Source organism: Flavobacterium hauense (assembly GCF_054457175.1).
The window spans coordinates 167,669-184,528 of record NZ_JBTKVX010000007.1 but is presented as its reverse complement, the minus strand read 5'-3'; the positions used below and the strand labels follow the sequence as shown (position 1 = coordinate 184,528).

Genomic DNA, 16,860 nt, shown 5'->3' with positions numbered 1-16,860 from the left:
TTCTGGAGTACGTCATCAGTATCATCATGATCAATCACGATGTTTCTTATATGGTTATAAAGAGGTCTGCTGTATTCAGATACGAGCTTCCTGAACGCAGTATCCTGCGTTTTTTGGTCTAGCAATAAAGCTATAAAGGCCTTCTCGTCCTGCAAGTTTAAAATCTTTTAATAGTTGGACTAAAAATAAGGTAAAAGGTTTAATAAACCACAACAATATATTTTTATCACAAACGTTTAACACGAACTTAAATCTCAACTCACTGGTGATTACTAACCTGAATTGACAGCATCTTATAAATTAGTTTTATTTTTTTTAATATGTATGTTGTACTTTTGCAGCTTTAAAACACGATATGATAAATACAGTAATATTTGATATGGATGGGGTGATTGTTGATACTGAGCCCGTACATCATTATGCCTATCATCAACATTTTAAACATTTGAACATTGATGTTACAGAAGAAATGTATGCTTCATTTACAGGCAACTCAACAAAAAATGTTTACCAAAGACTAAAAGAAACTTTTGAGATACTGGAAGAAGTAGAAGATCTTGTACAAAAAAAACGTTCTCTTTTCAATGATGCCTTTGACGAAAAGGAAGACCTTGACCTCTTGCCTGGTGTCCGTGAACTTATTGTTGACCTTCATGCTAATGGCATTCAGCTTATCCTGGCATCATCTGCTTCAAAAGTAACAATTGAACGTGTATTTAAACGTTTTGGGCTACACCAGTATTTTACACATATAGTGAGTGGTGAAGATTTTCCAAAATCAAAACCTCACCCGGCCATTTTTGAACACGCAGCTTCATTATCAGTAGCTCCAAAAGAGGAATGTATTGTAATTGAAGACAGTACAAACGGTATTAAAGCAGCCAAAGCTGCCGGTATTTACTGTGTGGGGTATATCAGTGAAAACTCACGTCTTCAGGAACTTGCCGAAGCTGACATGGTTGTAAATCATTTTAGAGACCTGAACGCAGAAAGAGTTAAATCCCTTAATTAAAATGATAAAGGCCGTAATATTTGATATGGATGGGGTAGTGGTTAATACCGAACCTATTGGCTATCGTGCAAACCAGGAACTGTATAAATCACTAAACATTACTGTTCCTGACGATATTTACGGTACTTTTATTGGCAATTCGGATAAGATGATTGTTCAGAAACTAAAGGATCTTTATCCTATAGAACTGACACATAAAGAATTGCTTGACGAAAAATACAACTATTATTTCAATGCTTTTGATACCGCCGAAGACCTTGCGATGCTTCCGGGAGTCAAAGATCTTATCGTCGATCTTTATAACAACGGTATAAAATTATTGCTGGCCTCTTCGGCATCTAACAGGAAAATAGAGAAAGTATTTACCCGTTTTGGATTACACCAGTATTTCGACCATGCAATTAGCGGTGAAGATTTTGAAGAATCAAAACCCAATCCTGCCATTTTTCTTGAAGCTGTAGCTAAATCAGGATTCTCAAAGGAAGAATGCATAATAATTGAAGACAGTACCAATGGCATTAAAGCTGCAAAAGCCGCAGGTGTTTTCTGCATAGGGTATAATAGCGGCCAAACAATGGGGCAGGATACCTCATTGGCCGATATGGTTATTACCGATTTTAATCAGTTGAGCTATACTACAATAAAAGATATAAAAGGCAATTAATGATCTTACTGCTTTAGCCATTTGTAAAAATGCTATATTTGATGTAACAACCTATTCATATTCAACCTGAAAGACATATTGACATGGATACATTGGTACGCTCAATAAAATTCCCAATTGTTTTTGATGTAGAAAAACTACAGGATGATCTGAAGAAAATCATCAATAAAGATTGGATCGCTCATTATAATGCAAATGATTACTCCGGCAAATGGACATCTGTTGCGTTAATGTCTAAAAATGGCAGATCGGATGCTATTTATGCCCTGCCAACAGATGATGAAAAACTCGTACCTACCGAAATTTTAGAATCCTGCAGCTATTTTCAAGAAGTGCTGGACAGTTTTTTATTTGAAAAAACAGCCGTTAGGTTATTGCAATTAGCTGTAGGAGCAGAGATAAAACCTCATAGTGACCATTGCCTTGGATATGAAGATGGGGCATTTAGGCTTCATATCCCTATAGTTACCAACAGCGGAGTCGAATTTATTCTGGATGGCAACAGGCTACTGATGAATGAAGGTGAATGCTGGTACATTGATGCTAACTTTATACATTCTGTTGCCAATAAAGGGAGTGAAGATCGTATTCATCTTGTTATTGATGGACTCAGAAATGAATGGTCTGATGAAATGTTTTACAAAGAAGCCTTACCCGAGCAGTTTCTTAAACCTGAACCTGTAGTAAGTGAAGAACAAAAAAAGCTTATGATTGCCGAACTGGCCAGAATGGGTTCTCCTGCTGCAGAGGCATTAATCAATAGCCTAAAAGGATAAAAGGCTATTTTTCCAGTATATAATTCTCAATAACCAATACATCTAAAGCTGTTATCTCAAACAAGTTTATTGCCTCTTCAGGTGTTTCAACAATAGGCATGCCTTTCTTGTTAAGGCTTGTATTCAGCAAAACAGCAATGCCGCTTTGTTTGTAAAATTCTTCCAGCAAGTTATTAAATCTCGGATTCCAGTCTTTCTCTACTGTCTGCACACGTGCTGAACCATTTTTATGGGTAACATTGCTAAGCACTTCTATGTATTCAGTTCGCGTTTGGTCGACTAAAATCATGTATGGGCTATTTCGCCCTGCTTGAAAATAGTCTCCTACTTTTTCTTTTAATACTGCCGGGGCAAAAGGACGAAAATCTTCCCTGAATTTAATATCCCTGTTAATATGGTCTTTCATGCCTGCTATGCCGGGGTGAGCGAGAATGCTTCTCCTGCCCAGCGATCGAGGTCCAAACTCTGATCCTGACTGAAACCAGCCAATTGTTTTTCCTTTAGCCAATTGCTTTGCACAGTATCGAAGCAGCTCATCTTCATCTTCAACTATTCGTGGAGTATAGTTAGCGAATTCTTTCTTTTTAAATGCGGTGTCAATATCTTCAGTTGTATATTGTCTTCCAAAGCACGTACTTCCATTATGCTGTTTTTTTGGCATCTTCAGGTATTCGATCCAACCATAAAAAGCACATCCAAGAGCAAGTCCATTATCGCTCGCAGCGGGTTCAAAATAAATATTCTTTACAATCCCGCTATCTGATAGCTTTGCATTGGCTACAGCATTTAAAGCGACACCTCCGCTATAACATAAATTATCATGTGGGAACTGTTCTAAACGATTCTTTATGCAAGCCATAACTGCTTTTTCAACCTGGTCCTGAGCCCAACGTGCTACATTGGCATAATAATCAAAATGTTCTTTAAAATAAGCATATCCCTGTGACGGATTTGTAAATTCCTGTTTCCAGTCTTCCGTGACAAAAAGCCTTCCGTCTATGAATTCAAAAACCTCATGATCAAACAACCCCAATGTGCCGAATGGAGCAAGCCCCATCAGCTTACCAACATCATCCATATCACCAAAGACATACTTACTGATTACAGCATAAAAACCTCCTATGGAATGTAAAGTAGTAGGAAGTTCAAAAACCGAACTTCCGGATGATGCCATGTTGCTGAAATCTTTAACCAACGGAGTCATTTTTTTTCCATCAAAATGGTAAAAACTATCCTTTTCACTAACCATCTGAATTTCATCCAAAGCAAACTCGGGGATGTATTTTCTCTGTTCCGGATGCATTTCAAGGAACTGGTTTAACGGGCTTCCGCAGCCATCAATAACCATAACTGCACATTCCTCGAATGGAGATGTTCCAACTGCACTGTAGGCATGTGCCAAATGATGTGAAATAGTAACGAGTTTAGGTTCGGTAGTACCTGCAAAGATTCGTTTTCCACCAAATCGTTCACGTTCAGGGATATCAAAATTAGCGCATTGTACAACGAGTGTAACATCTTTCAATTCAATCCCTTCTGCATCAAGACAATATTGAATCGCTAATGTATCATTACCTCCATCATGCTTTATACGGCTTAACCTTTCTTTTTCGATGCCTACACAAACACGGCCATCTTTTAATAAAACAGCTGAGCCGTTGTGAGAAAGTCCTGTTCCTAGTATATATATCGGTGATTTCATTAATTATCTTAACTGGTTTGTTGTACTAGTAAATATAAATAAACAAAATATATGTAAGATAATTATTAAATTTCATTCGTTGTGATGTTTATTTTACAGCTTCTTTATACACTTTCAGTGCCCTTTCACGAGCCTCTTTATGATCAACAATGGGTCTGTATTGCATGCTTTCAAATTCAGGCACCCATTTTCTTATGTATTTTAAATCCTTGTCAAATTTTTTAGTTTGTTCTGTAGGGTTAAAAATCCTGAAATAAGGCGCTGCATCTACACCGCTCCCTGCTGCCCACTGCCAGTTACCTATGTTACTTGACTGTTCATAATCTAACAGTTTTTCAGCAAAATAGGCTTCACCCCAACGCCAGTCAATCAATAAATGTTTGCATAAAAAACTTGCCACAACCATTCGAACACGATTGTGCATATTCCCTGTAGCATTCAGTTCCCGCATTCCGGCATCAACAATAGGATAGCCGGTTACTCCTTCGCACCATGCTTTAAACTCAGTTTCGTCATTGCGCCATTTTATGTTATCATACTTAGGCCTGAAGCTTTTAGTAACCGTATCAGGAAAATGCCATAATATCTGCATGAAAAACTCCCGCCAGATCAATTCGTTCAGAAAGGTATCTTTATTGTTTTCTGATGCTTTTTCAATCATTTCTCGAACACTAACAGCTCCAAAACGTAAATAAGGACTTAAATGCGATGTACCATCGAGTGCAGGAAAATCCCTGGTTTCTTTATAATGGGTAATGACAGCTTCTGAAACATCCGGAGCTTTGGGTTTTATATCAGATGCAGTAAATCCAATATCTTCCAGACTTAAAAAAGGGTAGGAGTGGGCTGCAATATTTGATAACAATTTTTCTGATGGATATCCTTTAAGCGGTACTTTTTTTAAATGCTCTTTCCATTTTTTCATATAAGGAGTATATACAACATAAGCTGTATTATCTTCTTTTACCACTTCGTTTTTTTCAAAAACTACTTGATCCTTAAAAGATTTAAAATCAATATAATTACTGCTTAATAAGTGATGTATTTCTTTATCTCTTTTCTGGGCGTAAGGTTCATAATCATGATTGGTATAAACAGCTGATATCTTATTCTCTTTTATAAGCTTTTTAAAGACTTGCTTAGGCTCATCAAAAAAGACTGCAAGAGACTTTTTATGTTTACTGAGTTCAGTATTTATACTTTCAAGCAGATTATGTATAAAAGTTATCCTGGCATCATCTTCAGGTAATTCGTTGAGTATGTTTTTATCAAAAATAAATATTGGAAGCACATTATCATTATTATCCAGGGCTTCAAAAAGCCCTCTGTTGTCTTCCAAACGCAGGTCACGCCTGAACCAAAATAGTATCATTTCTTACTTATTTCATTTCACCGAAAATCTCGGCCATTTTCTTTTCACGATAATCGAATATTTCTTGAAGCTTTGGTTTAACTAAAAAGGGGTGTGCAATCCTGCCTAAAATCCCCATAGGTAGCTTATAGTGTACGATGTCTTCCATTTCTACACCTCCGAGAATTTCTTTCAGGAAATGCTTATGATGCCAAAAAGAATAAGGTCCGTATCGTTGTTCATCAACAAAATAACTTTTACCAGAAACATGTGTAATTTCTGTAACCCACTGAAGCTTAAAACCAAAAAGTGGCGTTATAGTGTAATTGATGATTTGCCCGGCAAACATTTGGCGGTCATCACCGGATAAAGTTTTAAACCCCATAGTGGGAGGAGTAATAACGGCAAGGTTTTTGGGATTAGATATAAAATCCCACACTTGCTCTAAAGGGACGGGGAACTTTTGTGTTCTATGTACAGAATACAGCATATTTTAGAAAGCTTTACAAAAATAAAGATACAAATCGCGGCTTCTATAAACGACAGGCTTTCCTTTATTTTTAATATTTTTTAACAAACGTACGGACATTAATGATTAATTTCGCAATAATAAACTATTAAATAAATCACAATAAAATTTATGAAAAAAATATTCATAACCGCGGCATTTGTGCTGGCATTTATGGTAAATGGTTCTGCTCAGATTACTACGCCTCAGGCGAGCCCGAAAGCACTTATAGAGCAAACTGTAGGATTAACAAATGTTAAGATCGATTATTCCCGTCCAAGTGCTAAAGGAAGAGCGGTATATGGTGAACTTGTACCTTTTGGAAGAATGTGGAGAACTGGTGCAAACGCAAATACCATAATCACTTTTAGTAATGACGTTGTTATTGGCGGAAAAACACTTAAAGCAGGTAGCTATGCTTTATTTACGCAGCCTAAAGCAGACGCATGGGATGTTATTTTTTATGATGACACCAATAACTGGGGGTTACCTGAAAAATATGATGATTCAAAAGAAGCTTTAAGAACATCGGTAAAACCTGAATTCCTAAGCCGTAATGTAGAGACATTTACAATTGGTGTTAACAATCTTGACAGTGATTTTGGTTTCCTTGAAATCGCATGGGAAAAAACAATGGTTGCTGTAAAGTTTGAAGTACCGACTAAAGCTACAGCAATGAAAAGCATAGAAACAGCTATGAGCGGGCCATCTGCTAATGACCTGTTTTCAGCAGCACAATACTATTATCAGTCTAATGGAGACCAGTCTAAAGCATTAGCATGGATCAACCAGTCAATCTCTAAATTTGGTCAGGAGCCTCCTTTCTATATCCTAAGACAAAAATCGCTTATACAAGCTAAAATGGGCGACAAGAAAGGCGCGATCGAAACAGCGCAATTATCATTAGCAGCTTCTGAAAAAGCTAAAAATAATGATTACGTTAAGATGAATAAAGATTCTATCCAGGAATGGAGCAAAAAATAAAATAGCGCATTGCTATGATTAAGAGCGGGCTGCCTGAATTGGGCAGCCCGTTTTTTATTTTACAATTTCCTGTACGTTTGAAGGTAGTTTGTTCTTAAAGAACATTTGCAGTATCAGTGCTATAAAAATTGTAAGTGCTGCACCAATCACGTTGAGCCAAAGATAGCTGAGTACATCCATTTTATAGATAACTATTACCAGTGTTTGTGTTACTACTGCACTCCAGAAAATAGCTTCTGCCTTTATGTATTTAATGTAAAACGCCACGAGGAAGATTCCCAATACTGTTCCATAGAAGATTGAACCAATAATATTTACCATTTGTATAAGGTTATCGAACAAAGAGCCCATACAGGCAAACAGTATGGCTATAATCCCCCAGATAAGCGTAAAAAGTCTTGTTGAATCTACAAAATGCTTTTCCGATTTTTCACCTTTCACATGACGTTTGTAAATATCAATGGTAGTTGTAGAAGCCAGCGCATTAAGCCCAGATGCCGATGATGACATGGCCGCTGATATAATCACTGCCAGCAAAAGCCCGATTAAACCTTTGGGAAGGAAATTGAGGATAAAATATAAGAACACATAATCCTTATCATTTGTCTCGGCCTTTTTATCTACGTTATGAATAAGCTCTTTGGCCTGATCACGAAGATCCTTTTCACGGCTGTTCAAAGCAATCATTTTGTTATGTAGCTCCTTGTTGTCATAATCCTGACTTAGCTGCTCTACATATAGCATACTTATCTCTTTCTTTTCTTCAGCAAGATTATCCAGCTGTTTTTCAAGATTATGATACTGACCTTTATACTGGGAGTTTTCTATAATCTTCGTATTGTTTGGATTAAAATGCAACGGTGAAGAATGAAACTGAAAGAATACAAACACCATAACCCCAATAAGCAATATAAAAAACTGCATGGGAACCTTTAAAAGGCCATTCATGATGAGCCCCATCTGACTTTCACGAATAGATTTCCCTGACAGATAGCGCTGTACCTGTGACTGATCGGTACCAAAGTAGGCAAGTGCCAAAAAGAAACCTCCGGCTATACCACTCCATATCGTATATCTTTTTTCAGGGTCAAATGAAAAATCAAGAATGTTGAGTTTTTCATTTGCTCCGGCAATATGCAAAGCATTATTAAAATCAAGCCCTTGCGGCAAATAATCAAGAATGATGAAAAATGTAATAATCATCCCCGTAAAAATTACAAACATTTGCTGCTTATGAGTTATATTCACAGCTTTTGTCCCTCCGGACATAGTGTAAATAATAATCATTAGCCCTATAACCACGTTCATAAGGTTCAGGTTCCATCCTAAGAGCGATGATAGTATAATTGCAGGTGCATATATTGTAAATCCGGTTCCAAGCCCGCGCTGCACTAAAAAGATAAGCGCTGCAAGCGATCGTGTTTTTACATCGAAACGCTGTTCAAGATACTCGTAAGCCGTATACACTTTTAGCTTATGGTAAATTGGAATGAAGGTAATACAAATAACCACCATAGCCAGGGGAAGCCCAAAATAGAACTGTACAAAGCCCATACCGTCATGATAAGCCTGCCCAGGGGTAGAGAGGAAGGTGATGGCGCTTGCCTGGGTAGCCATTACAGATAAACCAACTGTCCACCATGGAGTCTCATTGTTTCCTAATATATATTCGTTTACATTCTTGCTGCCTTTTGTTTTAAGAGCTCCGTAAGCTACAATAAACAAAAGCGTGGCCGAAAGAACAATCCAGTCTAATAACTGCATATTAATAAATTTGCATTATAAAATAGAACAGCACAATGTAAATGACATTAAGCAGAAGTACCAGCGTGTAATTCTTTTTCCAGCCTGAAGGATTATCTTTCATGTGTGTTTATTTTTGGTTCTGTATAAGACTCTTTTTTATCGTTTTTGTTACAGGCAGCGGCTATTTGCCAATAGCGATCATATTAGCCATAAGCCTGTAAGCACCTGAGACACCTTCTGGCAGTTCCCGGAAAAAACTCAACCCGGTATAGATATAATATCCTTTACCATATTTTGCTACCAGCAAACCTCCTTTTTTAGGTTCTTCATCCTTATCATTTGATATGAAAATAGGAGTAAATTCTTTAGCCCATTCATCAGGATAATAAAGCCCCTGTTCCTGTACCCAGCCGGTAAAATCTTTCTCTGTAATTTTGTTAGGGTAGTTAAGCACTTTGTGTTTCGGGTCTAAAAACGTAACCCGTGCATCTTCTTCGGTTACCCTGTCTCTTGATATCCTTAATGGATATGGAGCTATATCTCTTGTAACCAAATCACCCGTTGTATTATACTGTACTACCATTGTACCACCATTTGCCACATAATCAAACAATAACTGTTGTTTAAAAACAATATTATCCAAAACATTATATGCACGGATGCCAACAACAACTGCATCATAGCTCTTAAGTGTTTCAGGAGTCAGCATCTCAGGAGTCAGCAATATTACAGTATAACCCATTTGTTTTAAGCTTTCAGGAACTGTATCTCCGGCTCCCATAATATAAGCAACATTATGACCTTCTATTTTAAGATCGGCCTTAGTAAACTTAGCAATTGAAGGCATTAAAACCTGTTGAATGGAAATATGAGGATAGTTTATAATAATCTGTTCCCTGTCATAGTCTTCGCCATCAAGTGTTGCTATACTCTTTGCTGTAGCTTCAGATGGGCTATCAGGCGGGGTTACTTCAAATGTCACAATAGTTTCACTTCCTTTTTTTGAAAGATCAAAAGGAATTGAAGCTGGTAATACTTTCCATCCTGATGGCAACTCTAAACGCAGGCTGCCTTTACAATTATCTTTCCCGGCTTTAATTTTAATACTGGTTGTCTGTTTGCGATTGTCTTTGAACAGTTGTACTTTATTCAGTATTTTGGTAGTTACAGCAGGAATAATATCTAATGGCTGATACACTTCACCAGCCACAGGATCATTGTATTTATAGACAATAGTACGTTCAAAAGGAATTGAAACATCTCCAAAATTAATGGCAAATGTTGCCGACATTTCCCTGATGATATCAGGAAGCCCGATCTTTTGAAGATCATTAACGATATACATTCCCTTGTCGCCTTTTTCCTTTAGCCAATATGGCGATGTGTAAGCTGCAGTTTTTGGTATTACAGCATCAATAGAATTTTCAATGCTGATATTATTTGCGAGTAGCGTATCCTGGTTTATTGTTTTTGATTCAGGAAATAGAGTTATTCCCTTCAGTTTCATCGGCACATTACTGCGGTTGATTGCTTCCCACCTTATCTTAATGTTGCTTCCAGGTGTGGCAGACTGACTTTCGGCATAAGCCTCCAGATAAAGGCCGCTACATGCTGCAATTATTTCTTTTATTTCTTTCTGTTTCAGTTCTCTCCAATGTTTGTCTTCAAGTTTGGAGACAGCTGTATATGCTTTTACCAGTTCAGGAACGGATGCAGACGGATTTTTGAAATCGTAATTCTTTATTATCACAGCCATTGCATCGCCAATAGCTTTACCGCCTTTTACACGGTTCCATGAAGTATCTATACCTTCAAAAAGATTCTGCTTGTCTTTAAGGTTATCACCTTTAATAAGTTCAAGGTACTCCATATCATCACCGCGAACTCCTGTAGTGCCAAACCCCTGGGATTTATGTTTACTGCGGCTCAATGCTGCTATTTCCTGGTTTGATAGTCCAAGGGTAGGGTAGTAATCCCCCGTCTGAAGATTTATATATTTTGACTTGTCTGCTTTTTCAAATTTATCCTTACCACCAAAGAACCACCATGAAACATTGAACATTACACGTTTAGGCTGCCATAACTGAACATATTTAAGCTGTTCCGGTTCATAATTAGGATCTGCAGCAAGAGTATAAGCCTCTTGTGTAAGCATTGCAGATGATGTATGATGCCCATGGGTAGTCCCGGGTGAACGGTGGTCAAAGCGGGTAACAATAATATCCGGCTGGAACTTTCTAATAATCCATACCATGTCCTGCAATACCTTTTCCTTATCCCATATTTGGAGTGTTTCATTAGGCACTTTAGAGAATCCAAAGTCATTCGCACGGCTAAAAAACTGCTCCCCTCCATCAATTTTACGGGCTTCAATAAGTTCTTGTGTACGAATTACACCCAGCTGTTCTCTAAGTTCAAGACCTATGAGATTTTGTCCGCCATCGCCACGGGTTAAAGAAAGATAACCTGTCCTGGCTTTTACGTCGTTAGCGAGGTAAGAAATAAGCCTTGTGTTCTCATCATCAGGGTGTGCAGCAATGTATAAAGCAGTTCCTAAAAAATTTAGCTTTTCAAGCTTGTTGTATATTTCGGCAGAAGTTGGTTTGTGTGGCTGCGCAATGCAAAGAGCATAGCTAAATAATAAAAGACCTAACAGTTTTTTTTGCATGGAATTAATCATAAAATTCTTTGTGCTCATGCGTTAAAGGAACTATGCTAACGCCTTTTTGCAACAGCAGATTATTTGGGTAGGTTATAATTTCACCTCCCTTAGTTTTTAATATAGTATGAAAAGCCTTGATGTCTTCGATCTGGGCTTCAATGGGGAAATCTTTGTCGTGTATTTTAATCACATCCCCTATACGGAAGGGAAAGCTAAAAAACAGTATAATACCGGAGGTTATGTTGCTTAAAATTGACCACTGCGCAAAAAAGGCAACACCAATAATAGTTAGGGTAGTGGTAAGGAATGTAAAAACCTGACCCGAATTTATTCCCCAAACTGCAAAAACCAGAATTATAAATAATGCTATCAGAAAGAAATTTATATACTTGCCAATAAGATTGGTACGATGCTCTGATAAATGAGCACCACGCGCATACCCCTTAATAAGTCGTTTGATAATATAACCAACAACAATAAATATCCCTGAGGATATCAGAGTAATTATTAGTTTAGTATAAAATTCCTGATTCGACATCTTTATTCTTTTATAGCAAATTTCAATAGGTGCTGGTATACTTTATCTACCGGCATACCAACAACATTAGCATAAGACCCTTCAATTCTGGCTATGGCAACAAGGCCTATCCATTCCTGTATACCATAAGAACCGGCTTTATCAAACGGTTTATATTCCTCAAGATAATATGCTATTTCTTCGTTTGTGAGGTCGTTAAACGTTACACGTGTTGTTTCATTAAACGTTTCGCCTTGTCCTTTATTCTTAATACAAACCGATGTAATCACTTCATGGGTTTTACCTGAAAGTGACTTTATCATATTGAAAGCATCCTCTTTATCTTTTGGTTTTCCCAGTGCTTTACCCTCATGCCAAACGATAGTGTCGCTTGTAATAAGTATCTCATCATCAGATAGTGTTTCATCTAAGGCTGCCGCCTTAAGTTCTGCCAGGTAATCTGTTATTTCAGCTCCCTGTAGCGTATCGGGATAAATTTCATCAACCTCTTTAAGGCGAACTTCAAAATTTGCATCCAGTTCTTTCAGGAATTGTTGCCTGCGCGGAGAGCCCGATGCGAGAACTATGGTATAATCTTTTAATTTTTCTTTAAGCATGATAATTGCTGTTAAAAGTTATAACTGCTATTGACAAAGCAGCAAAAAACAGTACCGCTTTTAAGATGACCTCTAGTGTTGCAAACTCTTTACTCGTTTTTGCCGACCACAGGTTAATAAGAACATACACAATTGGCCCCAATACAAATAATAGTAAATAGACCATAGCCCATAAATGCTCTTTTAAATAAGCATTGATATAATAAATTATAAGTCCGGCAACTATTAAGCCTATTACAAAGGTAACTTTTGCTGCCCTGTCTTTACCTATAGCTATCGGAAGGGTGTTAAGCCCTTCGTTATAATCAATATCCGTTTTTTTAAGATCGTTCACAAAAGTTAATAAAAGTCCACATGCTGTCGCAAAAACAGTATAATGAACAATCACTTTGAAAAGCATTGAAAGCTGGGTGTATTCAGCTATGGTAACAGAAACCGGGTATAAAGCAAATATACCTATGACCAGTATACTGAGCCCTATAAGACAAGCTATGACTATATTACCAAGTAATAGACTCTCCCTAAGATTCGTAGCATAAAAATAAAGTGTACCTACTGCTATGGCAAAAACCATCATAAAACTAGGCCTGCCTATCAAATTAGATAAATAGTAGCCTAAAGCCAGGCCTCCTATGGTCATTCCTCCATAAATATAATATGCTGCTGATTCGCTTATTCCATAAGACTCACTTCCATGAGCTGTTATACCATTAATAAGAAATCCGCCTGCAGCAATTAAAGCACATGTGATAACCAAAAGTAAAAAATTGCTATCGTTTAGGCTAAGGTTCAGGTTTTGGTAATCAAGAAAACCATATTTAAAGATAAATTGAGCAAAAGCAAGCAGTAAAAGATGGCCGAAACCTATTAGTTTTAAAAATTTCATTTAGCAGATTTAAGTTTAAAAAGATAAAAAACAGAGAGAGTATTAATTAATCGTACCTGGCATTGAAATGCTCCATCCACTTACCCTGTACTTTCATAACCTGCTCTATAACATCCCTTACACAACCAGTACCACCGTTTTTATGAGATATGTACTTGCTGATTTCTTTTATTTCCGGAGCTGAATCCTGAGGGCATGTTGGTAAGCCAACCAGCTGCATAACATGGTAATCCGGAATATCATCACCCATATATAACACTTGCTCGGGTTTAATATTATAGATATCTATGAATTCATCAAATGTTTCTACTTTATTAGGTACTCCAAGGTAAATATCAGTGATTCCAAGATTACGCAGCCTGATGCGCACGCCTTCATTAAGTCCTCCTGAAATGATGCAAACTGTGTAGCCATTCTCCACTGCAGCTTTCATAGCATACCCATCGCGGATATTCATATTTCTAAGCATTTCTCCTGTTGGGGTAACATGTATTGTACCATCGGTAAGTACGCCGTCCACATCAAAAATAAATGTGGTAATGTCATTCATCAATTCTTTATAGCTTTTAGCCATTTGTTCTTTGTATCGATTGTGTTAATAAAGTGTATATGTCTTTCTGCATTGGGTCTGTAATAAAATCCAAATGCCTTTGTATTGTTTCTATATCATTTCTCTTTGCCGGCCCGGTCTGGGCTTCAACAGGAGAAAGTGTTTTTATCTTAGTAGCCGTTTCCAGTATAAGAGGCTTCATAATCTCAAAAGGAATGTTGTTTGCGGTGCAAATATCATTTCCTAAAGCATAGAGGTTATTCGTGAAATTATTTACAAATACTGCCGCTACATGCAGGGCCTGACGTTGGTAAGAACTTATACTGTAGGTTAGGAGAGAGATACTCTTTGCTAATTGTTCAAGAATCACATAATCTTCCTGATGCTCACTTTCAAGGCATAGCGGAATCTGTTTGAAATCTACAGCTTTATTTTTTGAGAATGTCTGCAGCGGATAGAAAACACCCCTACGATTACGGCTGTTCAACTTATTAATTGGCGAACTTCCAGAGGTATGTACTACAAGTTTACCTTTAAAAGAAAACTGAGAAGATACTTCTTCTATTGCATCGTCAGTTACTGAAATAATATAAACATCTGCTTCCGCTAATTCATCGTATGAATTTGTGATTCTGTCAACTGGTAAAAGATGCTGTAATTTTTCAGGATCACGGGCAAAAGCCTGCACAATAATAATATCTTCAGATTTACTGAAGGCATTTATTAAATGCTGGGCAACATTCCCTGAACCTATAACAACAACTTTTAACATGGGGCTAAATTAGTAAAAAACTTTAGGTTTCAGGTGGTTCAGAGGTCTGTAAAATGATGTATTCAATTTGTCATAATGATTACGAAATAACGAATAAAAAAAGCGGTTTAAATACTAAACCGCTTTTTTACTATTGTTTTATCCATGAATTGTCGTTGGTATCAACATCAGGAAGGAAACGCCCCGGATCAATATCAATGGCTTTTACTTTCTTCGATGATTTAAGCAGGTAGTCCCATTCATTGGTTCGTTGCCAAACTTCCACCGGAAGTGTTTTTGTTTCTTTGGTGTCATCTTCATAAATAACTTTAAAAACAACAGGCATTGGCACATCACCTTTATTCACAAAAGTAATCACTGCCGAATCAGGATTCTGAATTACATTAGTCACGCCAAGGTCAATATTGCCACTACCGTTAAACCAGCCTCTCCAAAACCAGTTAAGATTATCTCCTGCGCCATTTTCCATGGCATTGAAAAAGTCTGACGGCTGAGGATGTTTGTATGCCCAGTTTTTAATATATGCTTTAAAAGCATTATCAAAACGTTCAGCTCCAAGAATATATTCGCGAAGCAAAATAAGTCCTGTTGCAGGTTTTGAATAGGCAGTATAACCAAGATTCATTGGCCTTGCAACATCCGGGTAGGTGCTTATACTTTCCCTGCTTTTCGATCTGTACCAAAATACTTTATTGCGACCCTTCGCAGCATCCGAAGTATATTCACCTTTATTAAAGGCAAGTGTACTGTAATGATTGATAAATGTATTGAAGCCCTCATCCATCCACGCATAGCGACGTTCATTAGAACCCACTATCATAGGGAACCAGTTGTGTCCAAACTCATGATCAGTTACCTCCCATAGATCCTGCCCATGGCTTGATGCATGGCAAAAAGAAACTCCGGGATATTCCATACCGCCCACATTTGAGGCTACATTTACAGCATTAGGATAAGGATATTCAAACCACCTGGAAGAATAGTGCTCTATTGAAGCTTTTGTATATTCTGTTGAGCGTGTCCAGGCTTTATCCCCATTACTTTCTTTAGTATAAACCGATTGTGCTACTGCTTTTTTGCCACTCGGAAGGTTAATCCTGGCTGCATCCCATATAAATCCTTTAGAAGCTGCAAAAACGGCATCGCGGCTGTTTTTTATTCTAAAATGCCATGTGGTCTTGCCATTTTGTGATGGTCGGGTGAGTTTGGTATTACCAACTTCGTTCGGAGCTATCAGGTAAACTGTTTTATCGCTTTGTGATGCTTTATCCCAACGGCTTAGCAATTCTTTTGAAAGTACGTCTTTGGCGTTAACAAGCTCTCCGGAGCCTACCACAATATAATCATATGGCACTGTCACTTTAAAATCGTAATCGCCATAATCAAGATAAAATTCACCTGCACCCAAATAAGGTTCAGTATTCCATCCTGATACATCATCATAAACTGCAGCCCTCGGATACCATTGAGCAACGGAATATATTACACCGTCTTTCATCTTCAGCTGTCCCATGCGATCCATGCCTTCCTGTGGAATTTTGAATTCAAAATTCATAGCCACTGTAGCAGTACCGCCTTTGGCTGGTATAGGCTCATTAAAGAATACCTGCATGCGGGTATCGGTTATGAGGTATTTTGAAGATGTATCTCCCTTAACTTTTGCCGAAAGTCCCGATATTTTAAATCCTCCATCTGTATCTCCGGCATAGCGGTTCCTTCCATCAATAGGAGTGGTAAGTGTACCTCTTGAATCTTCCGTAAAGCGGTTCTGTTCAACGTACATCCATATATAATCAAGATTTTCCAGACTGTTGTTATGGTATGTCATTGTCAGCTTACCCTTCAGCATATTGGCTTTTTCATCAAGTTCGACCTCGATAGAATAATCAGCTCTGTTTTGCCAGTATTCAGGCCCCGGTACACCTGATGCACTGCGATAAACGTTACCGCGACGGTACATGATGTCGTCAAACTTTGACTGGTTATTCGGAACTATTTCCTGTGCAAAAACAGTCAAACCACTAAAGCAGAAGAGTAAAAGTAATTTGGGTATTTTCATTAATTTTTTAATTAGTTTATAATCGTTTAGTTTAAGTTTAGAGCAAACGTCAAA

The 16,860-nt window shown here is 37.6% G+C and carries 15 protein-coding genes and 1 pseudogene; 4 read left to right on the top strand and 12 right to left on the bottom strand.

Going from position 1 to position 16,860, the window contains the following annotated elements; all coding sequences use genetic code 11:
• Positions 1 to 155: pseudogene (locus ACX0HA_RS07030) on the bottom strand (RNA polymerase subunit sigma-70); the annotation flags it as partial.
• Between the two features lie 200 nt (positions 156 to 355).
• On the opposite strand from ACX0HA_RS07030, the gene ACX0HA_RS07025 reads away from it, so the two are divergent.
• The 3 genes from ACX0HA_RS07025 (at position 356) to ACX0HA_RS07015 (ending at position 2,452) form a co-directional block, all read left to right on the top strand.
• Positions 356 to 1,012 (top strand): HAD family hydrolase, encoded by a 657-nt coding sequence (locus ACX0HA_RS07025; protein ID WP_458844563.1) that lies wholly within the window; start codon positions 356 to 358, stop codon positions 1,010 to 1,012.
• Position 1,013: 1 nt separating this feature from the next.
• The gene (locus ACX0HA_RS07020) at positions 1,014 to 1,676 is read left to right on the top strand and encodes an HAD family hydrolase (RefSeq protein WP_458844562.1); all 663 of its coding nucleotides are present in this window, start codon (positions 1,014 to 1,016) and stop codon (positions 1,674 to 1,676) included.
• Between the two features lie 83 nt (positions 1,677 to 1,759).
• Complete coding sequence (locus tag ACX0HA_RS07015; protein ID WP_458844561.1) at positions 1,760 to 2,452, top strand: aspartyl/asparaginyl beta-hydroxylase domain-containing protein; 693 nt, start codon at positions 1,760 to 1,762, stop codon at positions 2,450 to 2,452.
• A 4-nt stretch (positions 2,453 to 2,456) separates the two neighbouring features.
• Here the strand turns inward: ACX0HA_RS07015 and ACX0HA_RS07010 are convergent, their stop codons facing one another.
• The 3 genes from ACX0HA_RS07010 to ACX0HA_RS07000 form a co-directional block, all read right to left on the bottom strand.
• Positions 2,457 to 4,154: a carbamoyltransferase family protein gene (locus ACX0HA_RS07010; protein ID WP_458844560.1), complete on the bottom strand. Its 1,698-nt coding sequence runs from the start codon at positions 4,152 to 4,154 to the stop codon at positions 2,457 to 2,459.
• A gap of 88 nt (positions 4,155 to 4,242) precedes the next feature.
• Positions 4,243 to 5,526: a cryptochrome/photolyase family protein gene (locus tag ACX0HA_RS07005; RefSeq protein ID WP_458844559.1), complete on the bottom strand. Its 1,284-nt coding sequence runs from the start codon at positions 5,524 to 5,526 to the stop codon at positions 4,243 to 4,245.
• A 7-nt stretch (positions 5,527 to 5,533) separates the two neighbouring features.
• A complete protein-coding gene (locus tag ACX0HA_RS07000; protein ID WP_458844558.1) occupies positions 5,534 to 5,995 on the bottom strand; it encodes an SRPBCC family protein in 462 nt (153 codons plus the stop codon).
• A gap of 150 nt (positions 5,996 to 6,145) precedes the next feature.
• On the opposite strand from ACX0HA_RS07000, the gene ACX0HA_RS06995 reads away from it, so the two are divergent.
• Positions 6,146 to 6,997, top strand: a complete 852-nt coding sequence (locus ACX0HA_RS06995) for a DUF2911 domain-containing protein (RefSeq protein ID WP_458844557.1) — start codon at positions 6,146 to 6,148, stop codon at positions 6,995 to 6,997.
• Positions 6,998 to 7,051: 54 nt separating this feature from the next.
• Here the strand turns inward: ACX0HA_RS06995 and ACX0HA_RS06990 are convergent, their stop codons facing one another.
• The 8 genes from ACX0HA_RS06990 to ACX0HA_RS06955 form a co-directional block, all read right to left on the bottom strand.
• Positions 7,052 to 8,761, bottom strand: a complete 1,710-nt coding sequence (locus ACX0HA_RS06990; protein WP_458844556.1) for a sodium:solute symporter family protein — start codon at positions 8,759 to 8,761, stop codon at positions 7,052 to 7,054.
• A 163-nt stretch (positions 8,762 to 8,924) separates the two neighbouring features.
• Positions 8,925 to 11,411, bottom strand: a complete 2,487-nt coding sequence (locus ACX0HA_RS06985) for a PIG-L family deacetylase (RefSeq protein WP_458844555.1) — start codon at positions 11,409 to 11,411, stop codon at positions 8,925 to 8,927.
• Between the two features lie 4 nt (positions 11,412 to 11,415).
• Entirely contained in the window at positions 11,416 to 11,943 is a 528-nt protein-coding gene (locus ACX0HA_RS06980) for a mechanosensitive ion channel domain-containing protein (protein ID WP_458844554.1), read from the bottom strand.
• A gap of 2 nt (positions 11,944 to 11,945) precedes the next feature.
• Positions 11,946 to 12,539, bottom strand: coding sequence for a Maf-like protein (locus ACX0HA_RS06975; protein ID WP_458844553.1), 594 nt, complete (start codon positions 12,537 to 12,539; stop codon positions 11,946 to 11,948).
• Positions 12,532 to 13,425 (bottom strand): UbiA prenyltransferase family protein, encoded by an 894-nt coding sequence (locus tag ACX0HA_RS06970; protein WP_458844552.1) that lies wholly within the window; start codon positions 13,423 to 13,425, stop codon positions 12,532 to 12,534. The genes ACX0HA_RS06975 and ACX0HA_RS06970 overlap by 8 nt, the downstream gene beginning before the upstream one ends.
• A 46-nt stretch (positions 13,426 to 13,471) precedes the next feature.
• Entirely contained in the window at positions 13,472 to 13,999 is a 528-nt protein-coding gene (locus tag ACX0HA_RS06965; protein WP_458844551.1) for a KdsC family phosphatase, read from the bottom strand.
• Positions 13,992 to 14,747, bottom strand: coding sequence for a Rossmann-like and DUF2520 domain-containing protein (locus tag ACX0HA_RS06960; RefSeq protein ID WP_458844550.1), 756 nt, complete (start codon positions 14,745 to 14,747; stop codon positions 13,992 to 13,994). Before ACX0HA_RS06960 ends, ACX0HA_RS06965 begins: the two co-directional genes overlap by 8 nt.
• Before the next feature lie 130 nt (positions 14,748 to 14,877).
• Positions 14,878 to 16,806 carry a M1 family metallopeptidase gene (locus ACX0HA_RS06955; protein WP_458844549.1) on the bottom strand — a complete coding sequence of 643 codons (1,929 nt, stop codon included), beginning with the start codon at positions 16,804 to 16,806 and terminating at the stop codon, positions 14,878 to 14,880.
• Between the last annotated feature and the right edge of the window lie 54 nt (positions 16,807 to 16,860).